The organism is Streptococcus sp. SV2 (assembly GCF_030440175.1).
Taxonomy (GTDB): domain Bacteria; phylum Bacillota; class Bacilli; order Lactobacillales; family Streptococcaceae; genus Streptococcus; species Streptococcus raffinosi.
In genome coordinates this window covers 1-19,894 of the sequence record NZ_JAQFJQ010000003.1, presented here as the reverse complement: position 1 = coordinate 19,894, position 19,894 = coordinate 1, and the positions used below count along the sequence as shown (strand labels likewise).

Annotated in this window: 21 protein-coding genes; 4 read left to right on the top strand and 17 right to left on the bottom strand. The window is 39.3% G+C overall.

Features of this window, described 5'->3' with window-relative positions:
- Positions 1–156: 156 nt before the first annotated feature.
- A complete protein-coding gene (locus tag PCY14_RS02330) occupies positions 157–1,764 on the bottom strand; it encodes a ribonuclease Y (RefSeq protein ID WP_293936945.1) in 1,608 nt (535 codons plus the stop codon).
- Positions 1,765–1,907: 143 nt separating this feature from the next.
- On the opposite strand from PCY14_RS02330, the gene PCY14_RS02325 reads away from it, so the two are divergent.
- Positions 1,908–2,390 carry an S-ribosylhomocysteine lyase gene (locus PCY14_RS02325; RefSeq protein ID WP_008533857.1) on the top strand — a complete coding sequence of 161 codons (483 nt, stop codon included), beginning with the start codon at positions 1,908–1,910 and terminating at the stop codon, positions 2,388–2,390.
- 31 nt (positions 2,391–2,421) lie between these two features.
- On the opposite strand, the gene PCY14_RS02320 is transcribed toward PCY14_RS02325, so the two are convergent.
- The 14 genes from PCY14_RS02320 to PCY14_RS02255 form a co-directional block, all read right to left on the bottom strand.
- Positions 2,422–3,192 (bottom strand): acetyl-CoA carboxylase carboxyl transferase subunit alpha, encoded by a 771-nt coding sequence (locus PCY14_RS02320; RefSeq protein ID WP_004184009.1) that lies wholly within the window; start codon positions 3,190–3,192, stop codon positions 2,422–2,424.
- Positions 3,189–4,055 carry an acetyl-CoA carboxylase, carboxyltransferase subunit beta gene (accD, locus tag PCY14_RS02315; RefSeq protein WP_021152287.1) on the bottom strand — a complete coding sequence of 289 codons (867 nt, stop codon included), beginning with the start codon at positions 4,053–4,055 and terminating at the stop codon, positions 3,189–3,191. Before accD ends, PCY14_RS02320 begins: the two co-directional genes overlap by 4 nt.
- Before the next feature lie 5 nt (positions 4,056–4,060).
- Complete coding sequence (locus PCY14_RS02310) at positions 4,061–5,431, bottom strand: acetyl-CoA carboxylase biotin carboxylase subunit (protein WP_293936943.1); 1,371 nt, start codon at positions 5,429–5,431, stop codon at positions 4,061–4,063.
- Positions 5,432–5,549: 118 nt separating this feature from the next.
- Positions 5,550–5,975: a 3-hydroxyacyl-ACP dehydratase FabZ gene (gene fabZ, locus PCY14_RS02305; protein ID WP_002885470.1), complete on the bottom strand. Its 426-nt coding sequence runs from the start codon at positions 5,973–5,975 to the stop codon at positions 5,550–5,552.
- Positions 5,972–6,469 carry an acetyl-CoA carboxylase biotin carboxyl carrier protein gene (gene accB, locus PCY14_RS02300; RefSeq protein ID WP_008533844.1) on the bottom strand — a complete coding sequence of 166 codons (498 nt, stop codon included), beginning with the start codon at positions 6,467–6,469 and terminating at the stop codon, positions 5,972–5,974. Before accB ends, fabZ begins: the two co-directional genes overlap by 4 nt.
- 3 nt (positions 6,470–6,472) lie before the next feature.
- Complete coding sequence (gene fabF, locus PCY14_RS02295; protein ID WP_004184026.1) at positions 6,473–7,705, bottom strand: beta-ketoacyl-ACP synthase II; 1,233 nt, start codon at positions 7,703–7,705, stop codon at positions 6,473–6,475.
- A 61-nt stretch (positions 7,706–7,766) separates the two neighbouring features.
- A complete protein-coding gene (gene fabG, locus PCY14_RS02290; protein ID WP_004184028.1) occupies positions 7,767–8,501 on the bottom strand; it encodes a 3-oxoacyl-[acyl-carrier-protein] reductase in 735 nt (244 codons plus the stop codon).
- A 12-nt stretch (positions 8,502–8,513) separates the two neighbouring features.
- Positions 8,514–9,434, bottom strand: a complete 921-nt coding sequence (gene fabD, locus PCY14_RS02285) for an ACP S-malonyltransferase (RefSeq protein ID WP_042767051.1) — start codon at positions 9,432–9,434, stop codon at positions 8,514–8,516.
- Positions 9,435–9,456: 22 nt separating this feature from the next.
- Positions 9,457–10,422, bottom strand: a complete 966-nt coding sequence (fabK, locus tag PCY14_RS02280; RefSeq protein WP_004184032.1) for an enoyl-[acyl-carrier-protein] reductase FabK — start codon at positions 10,420–10,422, stop codon at positions 9,457–9,459.
- A gap of 104 nt (positions 10,423–10,526) precedes the next feature.
- Complete coding sequence (locus PCY14_RS02275; RefSeq protein WP_004184034.1) at positions 10,527–10,751, bottom strand: acyl carrier protein; 225 nt, start codon at positions 10,749–10,751, stop codon at positions 10,527–10,529.
- A 63-nt stretch (positions 10,752–10,814) separates the two neighbouring features.
- Entirely contained in the window at positions 10,815–11,777 is a 963-nt protein-coding gene (locus PCY14_RS02270) for a beta-ketoacyl-ACP synthase III (protein ID WP_021145997.1), read from the bottom strand.
- Entirely contained in the window at positions 11,777–12,211 is a 435-nt protein-coding gene (locus PCY14_RS02265) for a MarR family winged helix-turn-helix transcriptional regulator (RefSeq protein WP_004184037.1), read from the bottom strand. The genes PCY14_RS02270 and PCY14_RS02265 overlap by 1 nt, the downstream gene beginning before the upstream one ends.
- Before the next feature lie 103 nt (positions 12,212–12,314).
- Positions 12,315–13,106 (bottom strand): enoyl-CoA hydratase, encoded by a 792-nt coding sequence (locus tag PCY14_RS02260; RefSeq protein WP_021152290.1) that lies wholly within the window; start codon positions 13,104–13,106, stop codon positions 12,315–12,317.
- A gap of 210 nt (positions 13,107–13,316) precedes the next feature.
- Entirely contained in the window at positions 13,317–13,955 is a 639-nt protein-coding gene (locus tag PCY14_RS02255; protein ID WP_021145999.1) for an HAD family phosphatase, read from the bottom strand.
- Between the two features lie 127 nt (positions 13,956–14,082).
- Here PCY14_RS02255 and PCY14_RS02250 point away from each other — a divergent pair, with 127 nt between their 5' ends.
- Positions 14,083–15,441, top strand: coding sequence for an aspartate kinase (locus PCY14_RS02250; RefSeq protein ID WP_004184043.1), 1,359 nt, complete (start codon positions 14,083–14,085; stop codon positions 15,439–15,441).
- Positions 15,442–15,854: 413 nt separating this feature from the next.
- On the opposite strand, the gene asnA is transcribed toward PCY14_RS02250, so the two are convergent.
- Entirely contained in the window at positions 15,855–16,847 is a 993-nt protein-coding gene (asnA, locus tag PCY14_RS02245) for an aspartate--ammonia ligase (protein ID WP_004184045.1), read from the bottom strand.
- Between the two features lie 109 nt (positions 16,848–16,956).
- Positions 16,957–18,315 (bottom strand): 23S rRNA (uracil(1939)-C(5))-methyltransferase RlmD, encoded by a 1,359-nt coding sequence (gene rlmD, locus PCY14_RS02240; RefSeq protein WP_301363110.1) that lies wholly within the window; start codon positions 18,313–18,315, stop codon positions 16,957–16,959.
- A 34-nt stretch (positions 18,316–18,349) separates the two neighbouring features.
- Here rlmD and recX point away from each other — a divergent pair, with 34 nt between their 5' ends.
- Together recX and PCY14_RS02230 are read left to right on the top strand one after the other, a co-directional pair.
- The gene (recX, locus tag PCY14_RS02235; protein ID WP_164376545.1) at positions 18,350–19,126 is read left to right on the top strand and encodes a recombination regulator RecX; all 777 of its coding nucleotides are present in this window, start codon (positions 18,350–18,352) and stop codon (positions 19,124–19,126) included.
- Positions 19,127–19,196: 70 nt separating this feature from the next.
- Positions 19,197–19,730 (top strand): DUF402 domain-containing protein, encoded by a 534-nt coding sequence (locus PCY14_RS02230; RefSeq protein ID WP_004184049.1) that lies wholly within the window; start codon positions 19,197–19,199, stop codon positions 19,728–19,730.
- The last annotated feature ends 164 nt before the right edge of the window (positions 19,731–19,894 follow it).

Sequence of the window (19,894 nt, the reverse complement as noted above, 5' to 3'; positions counted from 1 at the left end):
TACTTGTCAACAAAAACGGTCAAAAAAATCCAAAATATTCCATATACACTCACTATTCTATCAAAATGACGCATTCTACTAAGAATCGTCACACATTTCAACTAGGTAGACATTGCTTAACCTGACAAAACAAAAAAGCCTTTCGGCTTTCTTGTCCTATTTGGCATAGTCAATCGCACGGAATTCACGAATGACAGTAACCTTAATATTTCCTGGATAATCCAAGTTCTTCTCAATTTGCTCACGTACCTTGTGAGACAAGATAGTGACCTCATCATCTGAAATTTTATTTGGATGAACCATGATACGAATTTCACGACCTGCTTGAAGGGCAAAGCTAGTTTGCACACCCTCAAAGCTTGATGCAATTTCTTCCAAATCACGAAGACGTTTGACATAATTCTCAACAGACTCATTACGAGCACCTGGACGAGCAGAACTCAACGCGTCCGCAGCTGCTACTAGGACCGCAATAACACTTTCTGGTTCCACATCTCCATGGTGACTGGCAATAGCGTTAACAACCACTGGATGTTCTTTATATTTACGGGCGAACTCAGCACCAATTTCTACGTGACTACCTTCAACTTCTTTGTCAATAGCTTTCCCCATATCATGGAGGAAACCAGCACGACGAGCAAGGGCAACATTTTCACCCAATTCGCCCGCCATAATACCGGCCAATTTACCAACTTCAACCGAGTGACGAAGAACATTTTGACCATATGATGTACGGAACTGCAAACGTCCCATAATCTTGATCAAGTCAGGATGAAGATTCATAGCACCAATTTCATAAGCCGCCTCTTCACCATATTCACGAATACGATTATCCATTTCTTGGCGATTCTTCTCAACCAACTCCTCAATACGAGCTGGATGAATACGACCGTCTTTAATCAAAGCTTCAAGAGTCATGCGTGCAATCTCACGACGGACTGGATCAAAGCCAGAAAGGACAACTACTTCTGGCGTGTCATCAATAATGACGTCAATACCAGTCAGGCTCTCAAGGGTACGAATGTTACGACCCTCACGTCCAATAATACGGCCTTTCATATTGTCATCTGGGAGATGAACAGTCGTTACTGTTTGCTCAGTAACATAATCTCCAGACAAACGTTGCATGGCTTGCGCTAACAGATTCTTGGCCTTTTTATCAACAGTATCTTTGACCTGTGCTTCTGCATCTTTAATACGTGTTGCAATCTCATGAGTTAAGTTATTCTCAGTCTCTGTTAAGATTACCTCACGCGCCTCTGCAATGGTCATTTGACCAACACGTTCAAGTTCTGCCTGCTTCTCAGCCTCCAACTGAGTCACATTCTCTTCACGCTCATTCAGATGTTTAGATTTGTCAGCAAGACTATGCTCTTTCTTCTCGAGGGCAAGTTCTTTATTTGATAGATTTTCATCTTTACGATCAAGACTAGTAGCACGTTCTGTTAAACGATTTTCCATTTGCTTAAGCTCTTGACGCTCAGATTTAAATTCTTTTTCAATATCTTCTCGATATTTTCTAGCTTCCTCTTTTGCTTCTAGCAAGAACTCTTTGCGTTGAGCCTTGCTATCACGTTCGGCAGTAACACGCAGATGATCTGCATCGTGTTCAGCCTGACTACGAAGGTTGACAGCATCTTGCTCTGCTTTTAGCAAAGTAGTTTCTGCCTGTTCCTTAGCCTTGCTAAGTTTGATAGAAATTGCTAAATATCCAACGACTAAACCAATGAATGCAAAGACAACTAAAATTATCATGTTTAACATGTCTTTACCTCAACTTTTCTAAGGTTCCCCTAAAGAAAACCGTCTTCTAGTGTACCATATTTACAGCTAATTCTCAAATAAATACTAGAACTTTAAACTGATTTTGTGGTATGATAGCTCTATTAGAATAGGGAGGTATTACCATGCCAAAAGACGTAACTGTTGAAAGTTTCGAACTTGATCACACGATTGTAAAGGCACCTTACGTTCGTCTTATTTCAGAAGAAGTCGGACCTAAGGGAGATATTATCACAAACTTTGATATCCGTTTAATTCAACCAAACGAAAACAGTATTGATACCGGCGGTCTTCACACTATCGAACACCTACTTGCTAAACTAATTCGTCAACGTATTGATGGACTCATTGATTGTTCACCATTTGGTTGTCGTACTGGTTTTCACATGATTATGTGGGGCAAACAAGACCCTACAGAAATTGCTAAAGTTATCAAGTCTAGTCTTGAAGCTATTGCAAATGATGTCACTTGGGAAGATGTTCCAGGAACTACCATTGAATCTTGTGGAAACTACAAGGATCACAGCCTTCATTCAGCTAAAGAATGGGCTAAACTTATCCTTGAACAAGGAATCTCAGACCAAGCCTTTGAACGTCATATCGTTTAAAAAAACATTGGGACAGATATCCCAATGTTTTTTAATATTTTCTAAAACGTTGATAACGTGCCTCAAGCAAGTCCTCAGTTGACAATTGACTCAATTCTTTCAACTCATCGACAATTGCTGTCTTGACTGCTTCAAGAATTTCACTAGTGAAGTAACCACGTTCTGGAATAATTTTATCAATAATTCCCATATTAAGCAGCTCGCTTGAAGTAATCTTCATTAATTCTGCTGCTTCTTCTGCACGTGAACCATCTTTCCAGAGAATTGTCGCAAAGCCTTCTGGACTCAAAATAGAGTAAATGGTATTTTCCAGCATCCAAACCTTATCAGCCACTGCCAAAGCAAGAGCTCCTCCGGAACCACCTTCACCAATAATAATGGCAATAATTGGAACTTTAAGGTCACTCATCTCCATAAGGTTACGAGCTATCGCCTCACCTTGTCCACGCTCCTCTGCACCAACACCAGGATATGCACCTGCCGTATTGATAAAAGTAACGACTGGACGACCAAACTTTTCAGCCTGCTTCATAAGACGAAGAGCCTTACGATAGCCCTCTGGATGGGGCTGACCAAAGTTTCGACTTAGATTATCTTGTAGGTTCTTACCTTTTTGAATACCCACTACAGTTACGGCTTGGCCATTTAAGCGACCAATACCACCGATAACGGCACCATCATCACGGAAGTTACGATCACCATGCAGTTCGATAAAATCATCAAAAATCCCTTGGGCAAAGTCCAAAGCAGTCAAACGGCCTTGATCACGCGCTTCTTTTAAAATACGTGTTACGTCGCTCATTGAACACCTCCATGGAATGATAAGAGTGTGGCAATAGTATCAGCCAACTCTGTACGTTTGACAATAGCATCAACAAATCCATGTTCTTTAAGGAACTCAGACTTTTGAAAACCATCTGGCAAAGTCTCACGTACAGTATTTTCAATCACTCGACGACCCGCAAAACCAATTAAGGTTTGTGGCTCAGCCAAGATAATATCACCTTCCATAGCAAAACTTGCTGTAACCCCACCAGTTGTCGGATCTGTCAACACAGTTAAGTAAAGAAGACCAGCATTCGAATGACGTTTTACCGCTGCTGAAATCTTAGCCATTTGCATCAAGCTCATGATTCCTTCTTGCATACGGGCACCACCAGATGCTGTAAAGATAACAACTGGCAATTTTTCTTCAATGGCATGCTCAAAAAGTCTTGTGATTTTTTCACCAACTACAGTTCCCATTGATGCCATGATAAAGTGAGAATCCATGATTGCTAAGGCAGTCTTTTGACCCTTGATGGTCGCAACACCAGTCACAACGGCTTCATCAAGTCTTGTTTTTTCCTTGGTTGCTGCCAATTTCTCCATATAGCCTGGAAAATTCAATGGATTTTCAGTTTTAATGCCTGTAAACAGTTCTTGGAAAGAACCTTCATCAACTGTTAAATCCAGACGTTCCTTTGCTGAGATACGGAAAGTATAAGAACAATTTGGACAAATCTTAGCTTGTCCCAAGTCTTTTTGATAAATAGCCTGTTTACATCCAGGACATTTGGCAAAAAGCTCATCTGGAACTTCTGGCACTTGGTGATCAACCCCATTACGTACAGAACGGTTAGGATTGATCCGAATATACTTTTCTTTTCGATCAAATAATCCCATAAGTCCTATTCCTCACGATTCTGATAAGCTGGCAAGAAAGTCTCCATCAAGAAGGAAGTATCATAATCCCCAGCAATAACGCTACGGTCTGAGATCAAATCCAACTGGAAGTCAGCATTAGTCATTACACCATCAATTTCAAGCTCGTAAAGAGCACGTTGCATCTTCATGAGTGCTTCAAAACGGTTTGCTCCATGAACAATAATCTTGGCAATCATTGAGTCATAGTAAGGTGGGATAGTGTAGCCAGGATATACGGCACTATCAACACGAAGTCCAACACCACCACTTGGTAAGTAAAGATTACTAATTTTACCTGGGCTTGGTGCAAAATTAAACTTAGGATTCTCTGCATTGATACGACACTCAATAGCATGTCCATTGATTTTAATATCATCTTGGGTTACAGATAATTTCTCACCCGCAGCTACACAAATTTGTTCTTTGACGATATCCACACCACTAACAAATTCTGTGACCGGGTGCTCAACTTGAACACGGGTATTCATTTCCATGAAGTAGAACTGACCTGTTTTTTCATCAAGAAGAAACTCAATTGTACCCGCATTTTCATAATTAACCGCCTTAGCAGCACGGGCAGCCGCAGACCCAATTTCATGACGAAGGGTTTTACCAATGGCAACTGAAGGTGATTCTTCCAAAACTTTTTGGTTATTACGTTGAAGAGAACAGTCACGCTCACCTAGGTGGACGATGTTACCATAGCTATCCCCCAAAATTTGAACCTCAATGTGACGGGCTGGGTAGATAACTTTTTCGATATACATTGCCCCATTACCAAAGGCAGCCTTAGCTTCTTGGGACGCCGATTCAAAAGCAGGAGCCAACTCTTCCTCAGTGCTGACTTTACGAATTCCCTTACCGCCACCACCAGCAGAAGCCTTAAGCATTACTGGGTAACCAAGGCGATTGGCAACTTCTAGAGCTTCTTCAGCTGTAAAGACTTCACCATCTGAACCAGGAATAACGGGAACATTAGCCTTTATCATCTCTGCACGAGCATTGATTTTGTCACCCATCTTGTCCATCACTTCACCTGATGGTCCGATGAACTTGATGTTCATTTCTTCACAGAGAGTAGAAAATTTAGAGTTTTCACTCAAAAATCCAAACCCTGGGTGAATAGCTTGTGCACCTGTTACAATAGCCGCAGACAAGACACGGTTCATATTTAAGTAAGATTCAGTGGATCTCGCTGGTCCAATACAAATAGCTTCATCTGCCAAAATCGTATGAAGAGAATCCTTATCAGCTTCTGAATAGACAGCAACCGTCTGTATTCCCAATTCACGTGCTGCGCGGATAATACGAACGGCAATTTCACCACGATTAGCAATCAATAATTTTTTAAACATAAAACAAGATAACATCAGACATCTTTTGGAAGTCTGTGTTTATTTCCTTTCTATGTGATAGGCCAATATCTAAAGAAAAATCCTTTCCGACTGTCGCCAGAAGGATTTTCACCAAACATTAGCTTCCAATAGCAAAAGTCAAAGTCCCTGATGCAGCCAGTTTACCATCGACTTCAGCCTTAGCTTCGACAACAGCGATTGTTCCACGACGTTTAACAAACTTAGCTGTCATTACAAGTTGATCTCCAGGAACAACTTGTTTTTTAAATTTAACCTTATCCATACCTGCGTAAAAGACTAATTTGCCTTTATTCTCAGGTTTTGACAATTCAAGAACACCAGCAGTTTGTGCGAGTGCTTCCATGATGAGAACACCTGGCATAACTGGGTATTGAGGAAAATGTCCATTGAAGAAAGGTTCATTGATAGTTACATTTTTAATAGCTGTGATTTCATCTTCTGAAACTTCTAGAACACGGTCAACCAAAAGCATTGGATAACGGTGAGGTAAAGCTTCACGAATTGCATTAATATCAATTGTCATTTGATGCGTACCAATCCTTTTCCGTAGTCAACAACTTCTTCGTTTGTTACCAAGATTTCAGTGATAACACCATCTTTAGGTGCTGGCACTTCATTCATGACCTTCATTGCTTCAACGATAAGAAGGGTTTGACCTTTCTTAACAGTATCACCAACTGAAATAAAGGCTGGTTTATCAGGAGCTGATGACAAGTAAGCTACACCTACTAGAGGGCTCTCCACCACGTCCCCTTCTGCAGCTGACGCTGGTGCTACAACATCTTCCGCTGATGCTGAAGCTGTTTCAACAGCTGGAGCAGGAGCCACTGCTGGTGCAGCTGGAGCTTGAGGAGCAGGCGCAACCACTTCAACTGTAGGAGCTACAGGAGCTCCCACCACTGAACTTGTTTGGTTCTTACTCAAGCTCAATTCTTCACCATTATTCTTATATGAGAATTCACGTAAAGTTGAGGCATCAAATTGAGCCAACAAATCTTTAATTTCAGAAATATTCATAGATTAGTCCTCCCAACGTTTGAAGGCAAGAACCGCATTGTGTCCACCAAAACCAAAAGTATTTGAGATGGCATACTTGATATCAGCTTCTTGACCTTCACCGTAGACAACATTCGCTTCAATGTAATCAGACAATTCTTTGGTACCAGCAGTTTTTGGTACATAGCTGTGACGAATGGCTTCGATTGTTGCAATCGCTTCAACGGCACCAGCAGCACCAAGCAAGTGTCCTGTAAATGATTTAGTAGATGAAACTGGGACTTCTTTACCAAGTACAGAAACGATAGCACCACTTTCACCTTTCTCATTGGCAGGTGTTGATGTCCCATGCGCATTGACATAATCAACATCTTCAGGCTTGATACCAGCTTCATTGATAGCCAATTTAATGGCTTTAGCCGCACCTGAACCGTCTGGTGTTGGTGTTGTCATATGGTAGGCATCACAGTTTGATCCGTAACCAACAATCTCAGCCAAGATATTAGCACCACGTTTTTGCGCATGTTCCAGGCTTTCAATAACGAGAACCCCAGCACCTTCACCCATAACAAAACCATTACGGTCTTTATCAAATGGAATTGAAGAACGTTCTGGATCTTCTGTTGTTGAAAGAGCTGTAAGAGCGTTAAAACCACCAATACCAATCTTAGTGATTGAAGCTTCAGCACCACCAGCCAAGACAACATCGTGCAAACCAAATTTAATTTCACGGAAGGCCTCACCAATAGCGTCATTGGCAGAAGCACAAGCAGTTGTTACTGATTTACATACCCCTTGAGCACCAATCTTAAGAGCAATGTTACCTGCCCCCATGTTTGAAAGAGCTTTAGGGATAAACATTGGCTTGATGCGTTTCATACCACGTTCATGCATACGGATAATTTGATCTTCAAGCTCTTGCAAACCACCAATACCAGATGACACAATAACACCAACACGATCACGATTTTCTTCTTCCATGTTAAGTCCTGAGTTCTCTAGGGCATCCATAGCAGCATAGATCGCATAAAGTGAGTAAGTATCCATACGATTCGTATCTTTTTTCACAAAATATTTATCGAATGGGAAATCTTGAATCTCACCAGCATTAAAAACTGGAATTTCAGAGGCATCAAACTTAGTAATTGGTTTGATACCGATTTTACCGTCATGAAGACTGTTCCAAAATTCTTCTGGCGTATTACCGATTGGTGAGGTTACACCGTAACCTGTAACAACAACACGATTTGTAGACATATATATTCTCCTTTTGTCGGATGGATATTCAAATAAATAATTCTTGATAATTGACAAGCAATTATTGCATAGTCATACCACCATCAATAGCGATGGTTTGACCTGTGAGATACTCTTGGCTAGCCAAGAAAGCTGCGACTTCAGCAACTTCTTCTGCTTGACCAATACGTTTCATTGGTACTTGAGCAATCATAGCGTCCTTCATTTTTTCTGGAATCGCATCAGTCATATCTGACTCAATGAAACCAGGAGCAATAGCATTAACACGAACGCCACGAGCCGCAACTTCACGAGCCACTGATTTTGTGAAACCAATCAAACCTGCTTTTGAAGCTGCATAATTAGCTTGACCAACATTTCCCATGAGACCTACAACAGATGACATATTGATAATAGCACCTTGACGGGCCTTAGACATAGGTTTCAAAACGGCTTGCGTCATATTGAAAGCACCAGTCAAGTTGATTTTTAAAACACGTTCAAAATCTTCTTCAGTCATCTTAAGCATAAGCTTATCATTGGTGATACCAGCATTATTTACTAAAACATCAATGCTACCAAGCTTTTCAGTAGCCTCTGCAACCATACGTTTGGCATCTTCGCCATTAGAAATATCACCTGAGATACCAATAACTGTTACACCATAGTCCGCAAATTGTGCCAGTAACTCATCAGAAATCTCTGAACGTCCATTCAAGACAACATTAGCACCTAGACTCGCAAATTTGTGCGCCACGGCTAATCCAATTCCACGTGTTGAACCTGTTACAAAAACATTTTTATTCTTAAGTTCCATGTTTACCTCGTTTTAAGCATTAAGAAGGGCCTCAAGGCTCGCTTGATCTTCCACATTATGAGTTGGTAGACTTTTGTCAATTTTTTTCAAGAAGCCTGACAAGACTTTCCCAGGACCAATCTCAATCACTTCATCAACCCCAAATTTTTGGATTGTCGCAATTGAATCGTAAAATCGTACAGGTTCCATGACCTGACGTGCCAAAAGCGCTTTGATTTCTTCTGACTTCATAATTTTAGCTTCAGTATTACCTACCAAAGGAAGTTTAAAGTCATTGAAGGACACTTTCTCAAGTTCTTCCGCTAGATTTTGGCTAGCTGACTTAAGTAAAGCTGTGTGGAATGGTCCTGAAACCTTAAGAGGAATCAGACGTTTAGCACCAGCTTCTTTAAGTAATTCCACAGCATAATCAACTGCCTCAACTTCACCACCAATAACAATTTGTGCTGGAGTATTATAGTTAGCAGGAGTCACCACACCCTTTTCAGAAGCTTTTTGACAAATCTCTTCAATCAAACTAGGGTCTGTATTCATGACAGCAACCATTTTTCCACTTCCAGCTGGAGCTGCAGTTTCCATGAATTCACCACGTTTAGCAACCAAGGCTACTGCATCTTCAAATGAAAGGGCACCAGCCGCCACTAGGGCAGAATATTCCCCAAGAGAAAGGCCGGCAACAATATCAGGAGTGATACCATTTTCTGCCAAGAGACGATAAATAGCTACTGACGTTGTCAAAATAGCTGGCTGTGTGTAACGTGTTTGATTAAGCTTTTCTTCGTTAGAATCAATCAATTCACGCAAATCATAACCTAAAATACGACTAGCTGTATCAAATGTTTCTTTGACAATTGGATAAGTCGCATACAAATCGCTTGCCATACCCAATTTCTGAGCTCCTTGACCAGCAAATAAGAACGCACGTTTTGTCACTATCCTAATCCTTTCGACGTTTTTAGACGTTTACATCTGCCCAACGAGCAGCTTCTTCTTTAATTACCTTAGCAGCACCTGTGTACAAATCTTCCAAGATTTCTGCACAAGTTTCTTCTTTACGAACAAGACCTGCAATTTGTCCAGCCATAACTGAACCATATTCCACATCTCCATCAACAACGGCATTACGAAGTGCACCTGCACCAAGCTCTTCAATTTCCTCTTGAGTTTTCTTACCAGCCAAGAAATCTTTTTCAGCCTGATTGTACTCTGTAGCCAATTTATTCTTAATCGCACGAACTGGGTGTCCCACAACAGAGGCAGAGATAACAGTGTCAATGTCTTTAGCCTTCAAAATCTTATCTTTGAAGTTTTGGTGTGCATTAGATTCCTTGGCAACAACAAAACGTGTTCCAACTTGAACAGCATCCGCACCCAACATAAGTACCGCTGCCATACCATGACCATCGGCAACACCACCAGCACCAATTACAGGAATTGAAACTGCGTCTGCGACCTGACGAACCAAGGTCATAGTTGTTAATTTACCAATATGACCACCAGCTTCCATACCTTCCGCAACAACGGCATCAGCGCCTAGTTTTTCCATACGTTTAGCAAGTGCTACTGATGGAATAACTGGAATAACTGTGATACCAGCTTCATGGAGTCGTTCCATATATTTACCTGGGTTTCCTGCACCAGTTGTAACAACTTTTACACCCTCTTCAATAACAAGGTCAACGATGTCATCTGCAAATGGTGACAAAAGCATAATATTAACACCAAATGGTTTGTCAGTAATTGATTTTACTTTATCAATATTAGCTTTTACCACTTCTTTAGGGGCATTACCACCACCAATAATTCCGAGTCCACCAGCATTTGAAACGGCTCCAGCCAAGTCACCATCGGCAACCCAGGCCATACCACCTTGGAAGATTGGATATTTAATTCCTAACAGTTCTGTAATACGAGATTTCATTTTTCACCTTTTTCGATTTTCTAATCAAATAAATAGTTTAATAATCAAAGTAATTGTATAAACAAAGGAGAATATCCCTAATAAGAATATTCTCTATGCCCTGCTTATTTAGTTTTTTCTTCTACGTAAGCAACAAGGTCACCAACAGTGTTAAGACCTTCTTCAGTTTCGATTTGGATATCGAATTCGTCTTCGATTTCTGAGATAACTTGGAATACGTCAAGAGAGTCAGCATCAAGTTCGTCAAAAGTAGTTTCCAATTTTACTTCTTCTGCATCTTTCCCGAGTTCTTCAACGATGATTTCTTGTACTTTTTCAAATACTGCCATTTTACATTCTCCTTTAAGATAAATATATTTCTTATAATCTATGCTGGTGCATAATTTATATAACTAGATTTTAACAATAAGACTGCCCCATGTCAAACCCCCACCAAAACCTGATAGTAGAATTGTTTGACCGCTGCCTAATTTAAGGGTCCCATTTGCTACGTTTTCAGAAAGCAAAATCGGGATACTTGCCGCACTGGTATTACCATAAGACATCATGTTTGCCAAGAATTTGTCACGACTAACATCAATTTTCTTAGCCATAATATCTAAAATACGAATATTGGCTTGATGAAGAAGGAAGTAATCCGGTTCACCTTTTTCTTCAACCAATGTTTTGATGCTCTTTGAAACAGTCTTCACTGCAAAGTCAAAAATTGCTTTTCCATCCATTTTCATGTATGGGTTAGACTGTTCAGTTTGAGCAGAATAAGGTGAGATTACCGCCGAAGCTCCTGACTCCAGACCACCCTTGCTACCATCGGTATTTAGGGACTCTCCAAAGAAATGTTCTTCATCAGATTCTTCTAGGAGGACACCCCCTGCACCATCTCCAAAGAGAACAGCTGTAGTACGATCAGACCAATCCAAAGTTTTGGAAAGAACCTCTGCTCCAATAACGAGACCCTTTTTGTAGACACCCGAACGAATCAATTTTTCAGCAGTTGCCAAAGCAAAGACAAAACCACTACAAGCTGCAGTAATATCAAAGGCAAAAGCATTGACCGCTCCGATTATTCCTTGAACACGCGCTGCCACCGATGGCATCGAACTATCTGGTGAAATCGTTGCAACTAAAACAAAGTCCAAATCTTCAGGAGATACTCCTGACTTTTCTAATAGCTGTTGAGCAACATGAGTAGCCAAATCACTCGTATTCTCGGTCAATGAGATGCGACGTTCTTGGATACCTGTGCGTGTACGAATCCACTCATCACTGGTATCCATGATTTTTGATAGGTCATCATTGGTCACGACCTGAGCAGGTGCATAATGGGCAACCTGACTAATTTTTGCAAATGCCATTATTTCAACTCCTCAAGAAAGGCGTGGAGATTTTCCAATCCCTTGCTCATAACCTTCAATTCCTCGTCATTAAAGCCATCTGTAATCTTCATCACCATTGACTTATGGAAACGACGATGAAGACGGTATACTAGACGACCCTTTTTAGAAAGTGACAAATGAACCACACGTCGGTCAACAGATGAACGCGTACGGATAATATACCCTTTCTTTTCTAGTTTATTGAGAGAAGTTGTCACAGTACCTAGAGTTAGCATAAGTTCTTTAGCCACAGCACTCGGTGTTGTATCTGGATGTGTACCGATCACATCAATGGTATGCATTTCCTTGAGGGAAACATCATTAAATTTTGAATTTTTCAAACTTGCTTCTTCGATAATAACCACGTTATTAAAAATATCAACAAGATAGCCATCAATTTTATCGTAATTCACACCAGACTCCTTTCAATAAACTTTGACTTTCAAATTATATCAGACTCAAACTAATTTAGCAAGTCGAATTAGAAAACCTTAGTTTTAATTTCAGAAAATGAGTTTATTTTCCTTGAAACTTCGGACGACGACGTTCACTATAAGCACGAACACCTTCCTTGAAATCTTCTGTAAATGCAAGTGATTTCTGCAAATCAAGCTCTAACTTGGCATAATTTTCCCAACCTGCAAATTCAGATTCCCAAACCATTTCTTTAATTGCCTTAAATGAGTTTACTGAAGAACGATTTAATTTCTTAATTAATTGGCTGACAGTTTTTTCAAGTTTTTCTGATTCAACAACTTTATAAGCAATTCCCCAATCTAAAGCTTTGTCAGCAGACACAGGTTCTCCAGTCATCGTAATTTGAGTAGCACGGTTAATACCGATTGAACGTGTCAAAAGGTAGAGACCTCCAGCGTCAGGTGCCAAACCAACACCTACAAAAGCTTGGATAAATTTAGCTTTATCAGATGCAATCGTAAAGTCTGCTGCAACAGCTAAGTTAGCTGCAGCACCTGCACATGGTCCATCAACTACCATGATGACTGGCTTAGGCAATTTTTTAAGAGCAAAAGAAATTTCATTTACCTGCTCAGCAATACGAACCAAAGATTGGACATCATCTACGGCAACCGCTTTTTGCATTTGATCAAGATCACCACCAACAGAAAAGACCTTTCCGTTAGCCTTAATAACCAAGAACTTCACTGAGGCATCCTGACCAGCTTCCTCAATGGCAGCCATAATTTCATCACAAACAGGGATATTAAACCCATTTTGAACTTCTGGACGATTGAGCGTCAAAGTTGCCACTCCCTCTTCGACACTATAAAGAATTGTTTCGTAAGCCATTTTTAGCATTCCTCCGATAACTAGTTCCTATATAAAAACCGCATGTTATTTGACTTTTTTGTCATATTTTATTTGATGAATAGATAATTTGATAATCAAATCATTCACCATTATTTTCTAGTATACCATAGTCAACATAAAGGTCAACATAAACTTAAGTTTTTTGGTTAATATACCAAAAAACCGAGCATTAAAACTCGGTGCTTTCTTTCACTTCAATAAATCTAAAACATCTTTAAGACTGTCTAATAAGCCATTTGCATCTTCTTGATTCATGCCGAAACGATTATCTTTAATCGCCCAAACCTCAACACCTGCAGCAACCCCAGCAGCAATTCCCTTTTCACTATCCTCGATAATGAGAGCTTTATTAGCTTCCACCCCTAATTGCTTCAATGCGGTTAAATAAATCTCCGGATTGGGTTTACTTTCTTTGAATTCTTCTCCAGAGAGCACCACATCAAAGAAACCTTGCAAATGGTTTTCCTCCAAAGCTCTTAGGATATCTGCTTTTACTGAGCTAGAGGCTAAACCGATTTTTAACCCTCGAGATTTGACTTCATTCAAAACCTTTAAAACATCAGGAAAAATCAATTTTTTATAAGGTAGGGGATGATTTTTCTTATAAGCATTGTACTCTTCCTGTAAGGTTGAGACATCCCATTTATCATAATCATCTCTTAAAATATTTTCCCAAACCCGTTTGGTGTTACCTCCTATAAAGAAAGATGGAGGTAAATGGTCTATAGATATTCCCTTTTGGTTTAAAAAGCTAGCTCGTCGATCATAATAATACTTTTCCGTGTCAAAAAGGACACCATCCATATCAAAAATAATTGCCTCAACCACTGGAGTTTCTCCTTTTTTATTTTATTGTACCATAATCAAAGTAAATCGTACTGGCTTTAAAAACAATGTGACAAATTGTCAGAATTTTGCTATAATTGTAGAGTAATTTAAATTTTTTGGAGAACATATGAAAGTCATCAAATTCGGTGGAAGCTCACTCGCTTCAGCCACACAATTAGAAAAAGTCTTAAACATTGTAAAATCTGATCCTGAACGTCGTTTCGTCGTTGTTTCCGCACCTGGTAAACGAAACGATGAAGATACTAAAGTAACAGACGCTTTGATTAAATACTACAAACATTATACAAAGGGAGCTGATGTTAAAGCTGATCAGGAATGGATTATTAATCGCTACCAAGCTATGGTGGATGAATTAGGTTTCAAATCAGCAGAAATGGCTAAAATTGCCAAATCGATTACTGATCTCGCTACGCTTCCCATTGATAATAACGATTTTCTCTATGATACTTTTCTAGCAGCCGGAGAAGACAATAATGCTAAACTGGTTGCTGAGTATTTCCGTAATAATGGCATTGAGGCACGTTATGTGCATCCTCGCCAAGCCGGTATCTTTGTCTCAAACGAACCAGGAAATGCCCGTATTCTTCCAGGAGCCTATGATAAACTAGAAGAACTCCGTGAATCAGATGAGGTGCTTGTTATTCCTGGGTTCTTTGGTGTTACCACTGACAATCAAATCTGTACCTTCTCACGTGGAGGTTCTGACATCACTGGTTCTATCGTTGCGGCTGGGGTTAAAGCAGACCTTTATGAAAACTTCACTGATGTAGACGGTATTTTTGCTGCCCACCCTGGTGTGGTTCACGAGCCTCATTCGATTCCAGAATTGACCTACAAGGAAATGCGTGAGTTGGCATATGCTGGTTTCTCAGTCTTGCATGATGAAGCTCTTCTTCCTGCTTACCGTGGTAAAATTCCATTGGTTATCAAAAACACTAACAATCCTGAGCACCCAGGTACACGTATTATTCTAGAACACAAGGGTGCAACTGTACCTGTTGTAGGTATCGCCAGCGATGATAAATTTGTTAGCATTAACATGACTAAGTATCTTATGAACCGTGAAGTAGGTTTTGGTCGTAAGGTACTTCAAATCTTGGAAGATTTAAATATTCGTTGGGAACACATGCCTTCTGGAATTGATGACCTCTCAGTCATTATTCGTGAACGTGAACTCACCCCTATTAAAGAACAAGAAATCTACTCATACTTGACTCGTGAACTAGGTGTTGATGATGTAGAATTTGAACACGGCCTTTCTATTCTTATGATTGTAGGTGAGAATATGCGAGATCATATAGGTGTTACAGCAACAGCTGCCAAGGCACTTTCTGAAAAACACATTAACCTAGAAATGATTTCTCAAGGATCTAGTGAGGTTTCTGTTATGTTTGTTATTGATACTGTGCAAGAAAAAGAAGCCGTTAGAGCACTTTATGATGCCTTCTTCCGTAATAAAGACTAATTTTCTACCAGTTTAACAAAAAGCTCCAAGGGCTGAATAAGTGTAGCAATAACTGTATGATACAGTAGCTAATTGTTCAAGATGAGGTTGAGGTATAAATCTCTCAAAGTAACTTTCCCTTTATCTACAGGTTTAAAAAGAACTATGAGCCCCTTTGAAATTTAAAGGAGTGATACAGAATAATCTGAGTACGATTATTCTGTATCACTCCTTTTTCTTATAGGCACGGACATGGTCCCCTTTAGATAAAATAAGATTCACTTAGCGAATTAGTTTATCAACTGTTCCCATATAACAAGAAACGAATAAAAGTAAAACTAAAAGGACTCGGTCCTCTATAATACAGAACCAAATCCTTTGCTTAAATAAATTGTCTAACTTTTTGAGGTTAGTACATATTAACTCTTCTTTAGTTACAAGATATTTTCGTAAGTTTCACGAACATCATCTGGCCAAACTGACGTTTGTACCTCACCGATATGTTTTTTACGAAGTAAGAACATAGCCATACGTGATTGACCGATACCACCACCAATTGTAAGTGGGAAAAGACCATGTAACAAGGCTTGGTGCCAATCTAATTTCAAACGATCTTGGTCGCCAGTGATTTCAACCTGACGTTTAAGAGCATCCTCATCCACACGAATACCCATAGATGACAACTCAAAAGCGTGACCCAACTGTTCATTCCAAACCAAGATATCTCCATTTAAGCCATGATAACCCTTTTCTGACTCAGTAGTCCAATCGTCATAGTCAGGTGCACGACCATCATGTGGTTTGCCATCAGGAAGAACACCACCAATACCAATCAAGAATACAGCCCCATATTCCTTAGTAATAGCATCTTCACGCTCTTTCGGTGTCAAATCAGGATACTTCTCAACAAGTTCTTCTGAGTGGATGAAGGTGATTTTCTTAGGCAAAATGGCTTCAATATCGTAACGTGCTTCAACTGCGAGCTCAGTCAAACGGATGACCTTATAAATAGTTTCAACAGTTTCTTTCAAGTAAGCAATATTACGGTGTCCATCGGGAATAACCTTTTCCCAGTCCCATTGGTCAACATAAACAGAGTGCGTTGCATCCAACGAATCTTCATCTGGACGAAGAGCTTTCATATTAACTACAAGCCCCTCACCTTCATTAAAACCAAAACGAGCCAATGTATGGCGTTTCCATTTTGCTAATGAGTGAACAACTTCGTATGTAGCGTCTGGGATTTGAAGCACATTAACAGTTACAGGATTTTCAATACCGTTCAAATTATCCTGCATACCATCCCCGACCTTGCTTAAAATAGGCCCTTGCACTTCGATGACGTCAAGTTTATCAATCAAATACTGTGTAAAAGTATTTTTAACAAAAGAAATCTCCTTTTGTTGATGAATGAAGCTCTTTTTCATACGCTCCTCCTTTAAAAAATCGATAGTCCTATTATACTCCTATTCATTGGAAAAATAAAGAAATTTTCCAACAATTTGGAAAATTTCTTGTTTTTTATGTTAGGTTTTATTACATTTTCCTTGTCAACTTCACGACGGCCTCTGTTCGAGCAGTATGAGGGAACATGTCTACCGACTGGATGTAATTTACTTCATAAGCCTGAGTTAAAGAAACAAGATCTCTGGATAACGTAGAGACATTACATGAAACGTATACCATCTTCTCTGGTACATACTCTAAGATAGTCTGAAGTAACTTATCATCAAGACCTGTTCTAGGTGGATCTACAATAAGAGCATCTGCTCGATACCCTTCCTTGTACCATCGTGGAATAATATCCTCAGCTTTACCGACTTCATAGTGATAATTCTCTAACCCAAGTGCTTCAGCATTCTTCCGTGCATCGTCAATAGCTTCTGGAATAATGTCCATACCTCGAATGTCCTTAACTTTATTTGCAAAAGCAAGACCAATAGTACCAACACCGCAATAGGCATCAATAAGATTGTCATTCTTGTCCACATCCAAAGCCTTAACTGCCTGACCATAGAGTACTTCTGTTTGCTGTGGATTTAACTGATAGAAGGCACGGGGAGAGAGTTCAAAACTATAATCAAGTACCTCTTCTCTAATTGTATCCTGTCCCCAAATAATTTCTGTCTCCTGTCCATAAATCTCACTAGATTTCGAATAATTATAATTGATAGCAATGGTTACGATTTCAGGGTAGATTGCAGTTAACTCCTTGACCAACTTAGCGAAAGAAACCGATTTAGAGGTGACAAAGATTAACTGTACCTGATTAGACCCTAAGGCACGTCGAATCATTACCGTCCTAATACCAGAAATTTTACGTTCATCATAAATCGGTAGCTTGTACTTATCCAATAAAACTACCACTTGGTTCACAATAGCCTGTGTTAGCTTATCTTGTACGACGCAATTGTTGATATTAATGAGACGATGGCTTCCCTCAGCAAATAAACCAGCTTTAACTGAGCCACCACCAAATGAACGTGTTTGAAATTGTAATTTGGCACGGTAATGCCGAGGTTCCTTCATTCCTATTGTTGGACGAATATCATAAGACTCAAAATGTTCTGGTTTAAACTTCTTCAAAGCTTGTCCTAACAGGTCTGTTTTAAACTCCAATTGCTTATCATAACGAAGGTGCATTAATTGGCAACCACCACATTCTTTATAGACGCCACATTCTGGCTCTACACGAAACTTAGAAGGTTTATTAATCTTCAATAATTTGGCTTGAACAAAGTTCCTTCTAACAGAAACAACCTGACAGAACACCTCTTCACCCTTCAAAGCCCCAGGGACAAAGACCAGAGTTTTCTTATAAAACCCAATACCTTCACCATTGATTCCCAAACGTTTAATCTTAAGCGGGATTCGCTGTTTCACTTGTAAATTCATACTACCATTCTAACATTTTGATATAATAATAACTATGAAAATCACAAAAATCGAGAAGAAAAAAAGACTCTATCTCCTTGAGATAGACCAAAAAGAAAGTCTGTATGTTACTGAAGACACTATCGTCAAATACATGCTAACTAAAGGCATGACTATTGACAAAAAACAACTAGAAGATATTAAGATTTTTGCCCAATTTTCACACGGTAAAAACCTTGCTCTCTATTATATTTCCTTCAAACAACGAACCGAGAAAGAAGTAAAAGATTATCTGTTTAAACATGATATCAATCCACACATAATCCCAAAAATCATTACTAATCTTAAAAAAGACCATTGGATAGATGATTACAAACTACTAGAGAGTCTAGCCCAACAGAATCTTAACTCAGGTGATAAGGGGGCTTATGTCCTTAAACAAAAGTGGCGACAAAAAGGTTGCGACAAACAAGTTATTGACGATATTTTAATCCAATTTGATTTTTCAGAAGTAGCAATGAAAGTAGCAGAAAAACTATTACGAAAATATCAAGGAAAATTACCGGCAAAAGCGCTCAAAGATAAATTGACTCAGAGCCTCATCAACAAAGGATTCTCATTTCAAGAAAGTAAGCTTGCTATCAATCAATTAGAATTGGAACCAGATGAAGAAACTGAGCAAGCCTTGCTATATAAGGAAATAGATAAACAATATAACAAATTTAGCAAAAAATATAATGGATATGAACTAAAACAACGTTTGACTCAATCTTTAGCTCGTAAAGGCTATGATTTTGATGCTATAGCATCTGCTCTTAGAGAATATTTATAGGAATTCCCCCTCTTTTTACAAAATTATGATACAATAATGGGGATAACCTTTATTGTAGAAAGAGGACGCCATGAAATTACCAAAGGAAGGCGACTTTATCACAATTCAAAGTTATAAGCATGATGGTAGTTTGCACCGTACTTGGCGCGATACTATGGTACTAAAGACAACTGAGAATGCTGTTATTGGCGTTAACGACCATACCCTCGTTACTGAAGCAGACGGGAGGAGATGGGTTACACGTGAACCTGCTATTGTTTATTTCCACAAAAAATACTGGTTTAATATTATAGCCATGATTAGGGATAACGGCATTTCCTACTACTGCAATTTAGCCAGTCCATATGTTTTGGATCAAGAAGCTCTAAAATATATTGACTATGACCTAGACGTCAAAGTCTTTGCTGATGGTGAAAAAAAATTGCTGGATGTAGATGAGTATGAAACCCATAAAAAAGAAATGCATTACTCTCACGACATTGACTATATCTTAAAGGAACATGTTAAAATCTTGGTAGACTGGATTAACAATGGAAAGGGTCCATTTTCACAATCTTATGTTAACATCTGGTACAAACGTTATCTTGAACTAAGGAATCGTTAAAGTTGTCATAAAAAAGGCTAGTAAATTATCACTAGTCTTTTTATTTGAAAAAAACAGTAAAAAAGCGCAAAAAATCACTTCCTGTGCTATACTGTAATTGAAAATTTTTTAGTTTTGGCGTTAGAACTGTTTCCTAAGTCCTAGCGCCTTTTCTTTTTGATAAG

What these genes read in the sequence shown, in the direction of transcription:
- recX (WP_164376545.1), top strand. Translation starts at nt 18,350, where the DNA reads ATGAAAATCACAAAAATCGAGAAGAAAAAAAGACTCTATCTCCTTGAG.
- PCY14_RS02270 (WP_021145997.1), bottom strand. Translation starts at nt 11,777, where the DNA reads ATGGCATTTGCAAAAATTAGTCAGGTTGCCCATTATGCACCTGCTCAG.
- PCY14_RS02275 (WP_004184034.1), bottom strand. Translation starts at nt 10,751, where the DNA reads ATGGCAGTATTTGAAAAAGTACAAGAAATCATCGTTGAAGAACTCGGG.
- PCY14_RS02260 (WP_021152290.1), bottom strand. Translation starts at nt 13,106, where the DNA reads ATGGCTTACGAAACAATTCTTTATAGTGTCGAAGAGGGAGTGGCAACT.
- PCY14_RS02250 (WP_004184043.1), top strand. Translation starts at nt 14,083, where the DNA reads ATGAAAGTCATCAAATTCGGTGGAAGCTCACTCGCTTCAGCCACACAA.
- fabZ (WP_002885470.1), bottom strand. Translation starts at nt 5,975, where the DNA reads ATGACAATTGATATTAATGCAATTCGTGAAGCTTTACCTCACCGTTAT.
- fabF (WP_004184026.1), bottom strand. Translation starts at nt 7,705, where the DNA reads ATGTCTACAAATCGTGTTGTTGTTACAGGTTACGGTGTAACCTCACCA.
- fabG (WP_004184028.1), bottom strand. Translation starts at nt 8,501, where the DNA reads ATGGAACTTAAGAATAAAAATGTTTTTGTAACAGGTTCAACACGTGGA.
- accD (WP_021152287.1), bottom strand. Translation starts at nt 4,055, where the DNA reads ATGGGATTATTTGATCGAAAAGAAAAGTATATTCGGATCAATCCTAAC.
- PCY14_RS02320 (WP_004184009.1), bottom strand. Translation starts at nt 3,192, where the DNA reads ATGAGCGACGTAACACGTATTTTAAAAGAAGCGCGTGATCAAGGCCGT.
- PCY14_RS02230 (WP_004184049.1), top strand. Translation starts at nt 19,197, where the DNA reads ATGAAATTACCAAAGGAAGGCGACTTTATCACAATTCAAAGTTATAAG.
- PCY14_RS02325 (WP_008533857.1), top strand. Translation starts at nt 1,908, where the DNA reads ATGCCAAAAGACGTAACTGTTGAAAGTTTCGAACTTGATCACACGATT.
- PCY14_RS02310 (WP_293936943.1), bottom strand. Translation starts at nt 5,431, where the DNA reads ATGTTTAAAAAATTATTGATTGCTAATCGTGGTGAAATTGCCGTTCGT.
- asnA (WP_004184045.1), bottom strand. Translation starts at nt 16,847, where the DNA reads ATGAAAAAGAGCTTCATTCATCAACAAAAGGAGATTTCTTTTGTTAAA.
- accB (WP_008533844.1), bottom strand. Translation starts at nt 6,469, where the DNA reads ATGAATATTTCTGAAATTAAAGATTTGTTGGCTCAATTTGATGCCTCA.
- fabK (WP_004184032.1), bottom strand. Translation starts at nt 10,422, where the DNA reads ATGAAATCTCGTATTACAGAACTGTTAGGAATTAAATATCCAATCTTC.
- rlmD (WP_301363110.1), bottom strand. Translation starts at nt 18,315, where the DNA reads ATGAATTTACAAGTGAAACAGCGAATCCCGCTTAAGATTAAACGTTTG.
- PCY14_RS02330 (WP_293936945.1), bottom strand. Translation starts at nt 1,764, where the DNA reads ATGTTAAACATGATAATTTTAGTTGTCTTTGCATTCATTGGTTTAGTC.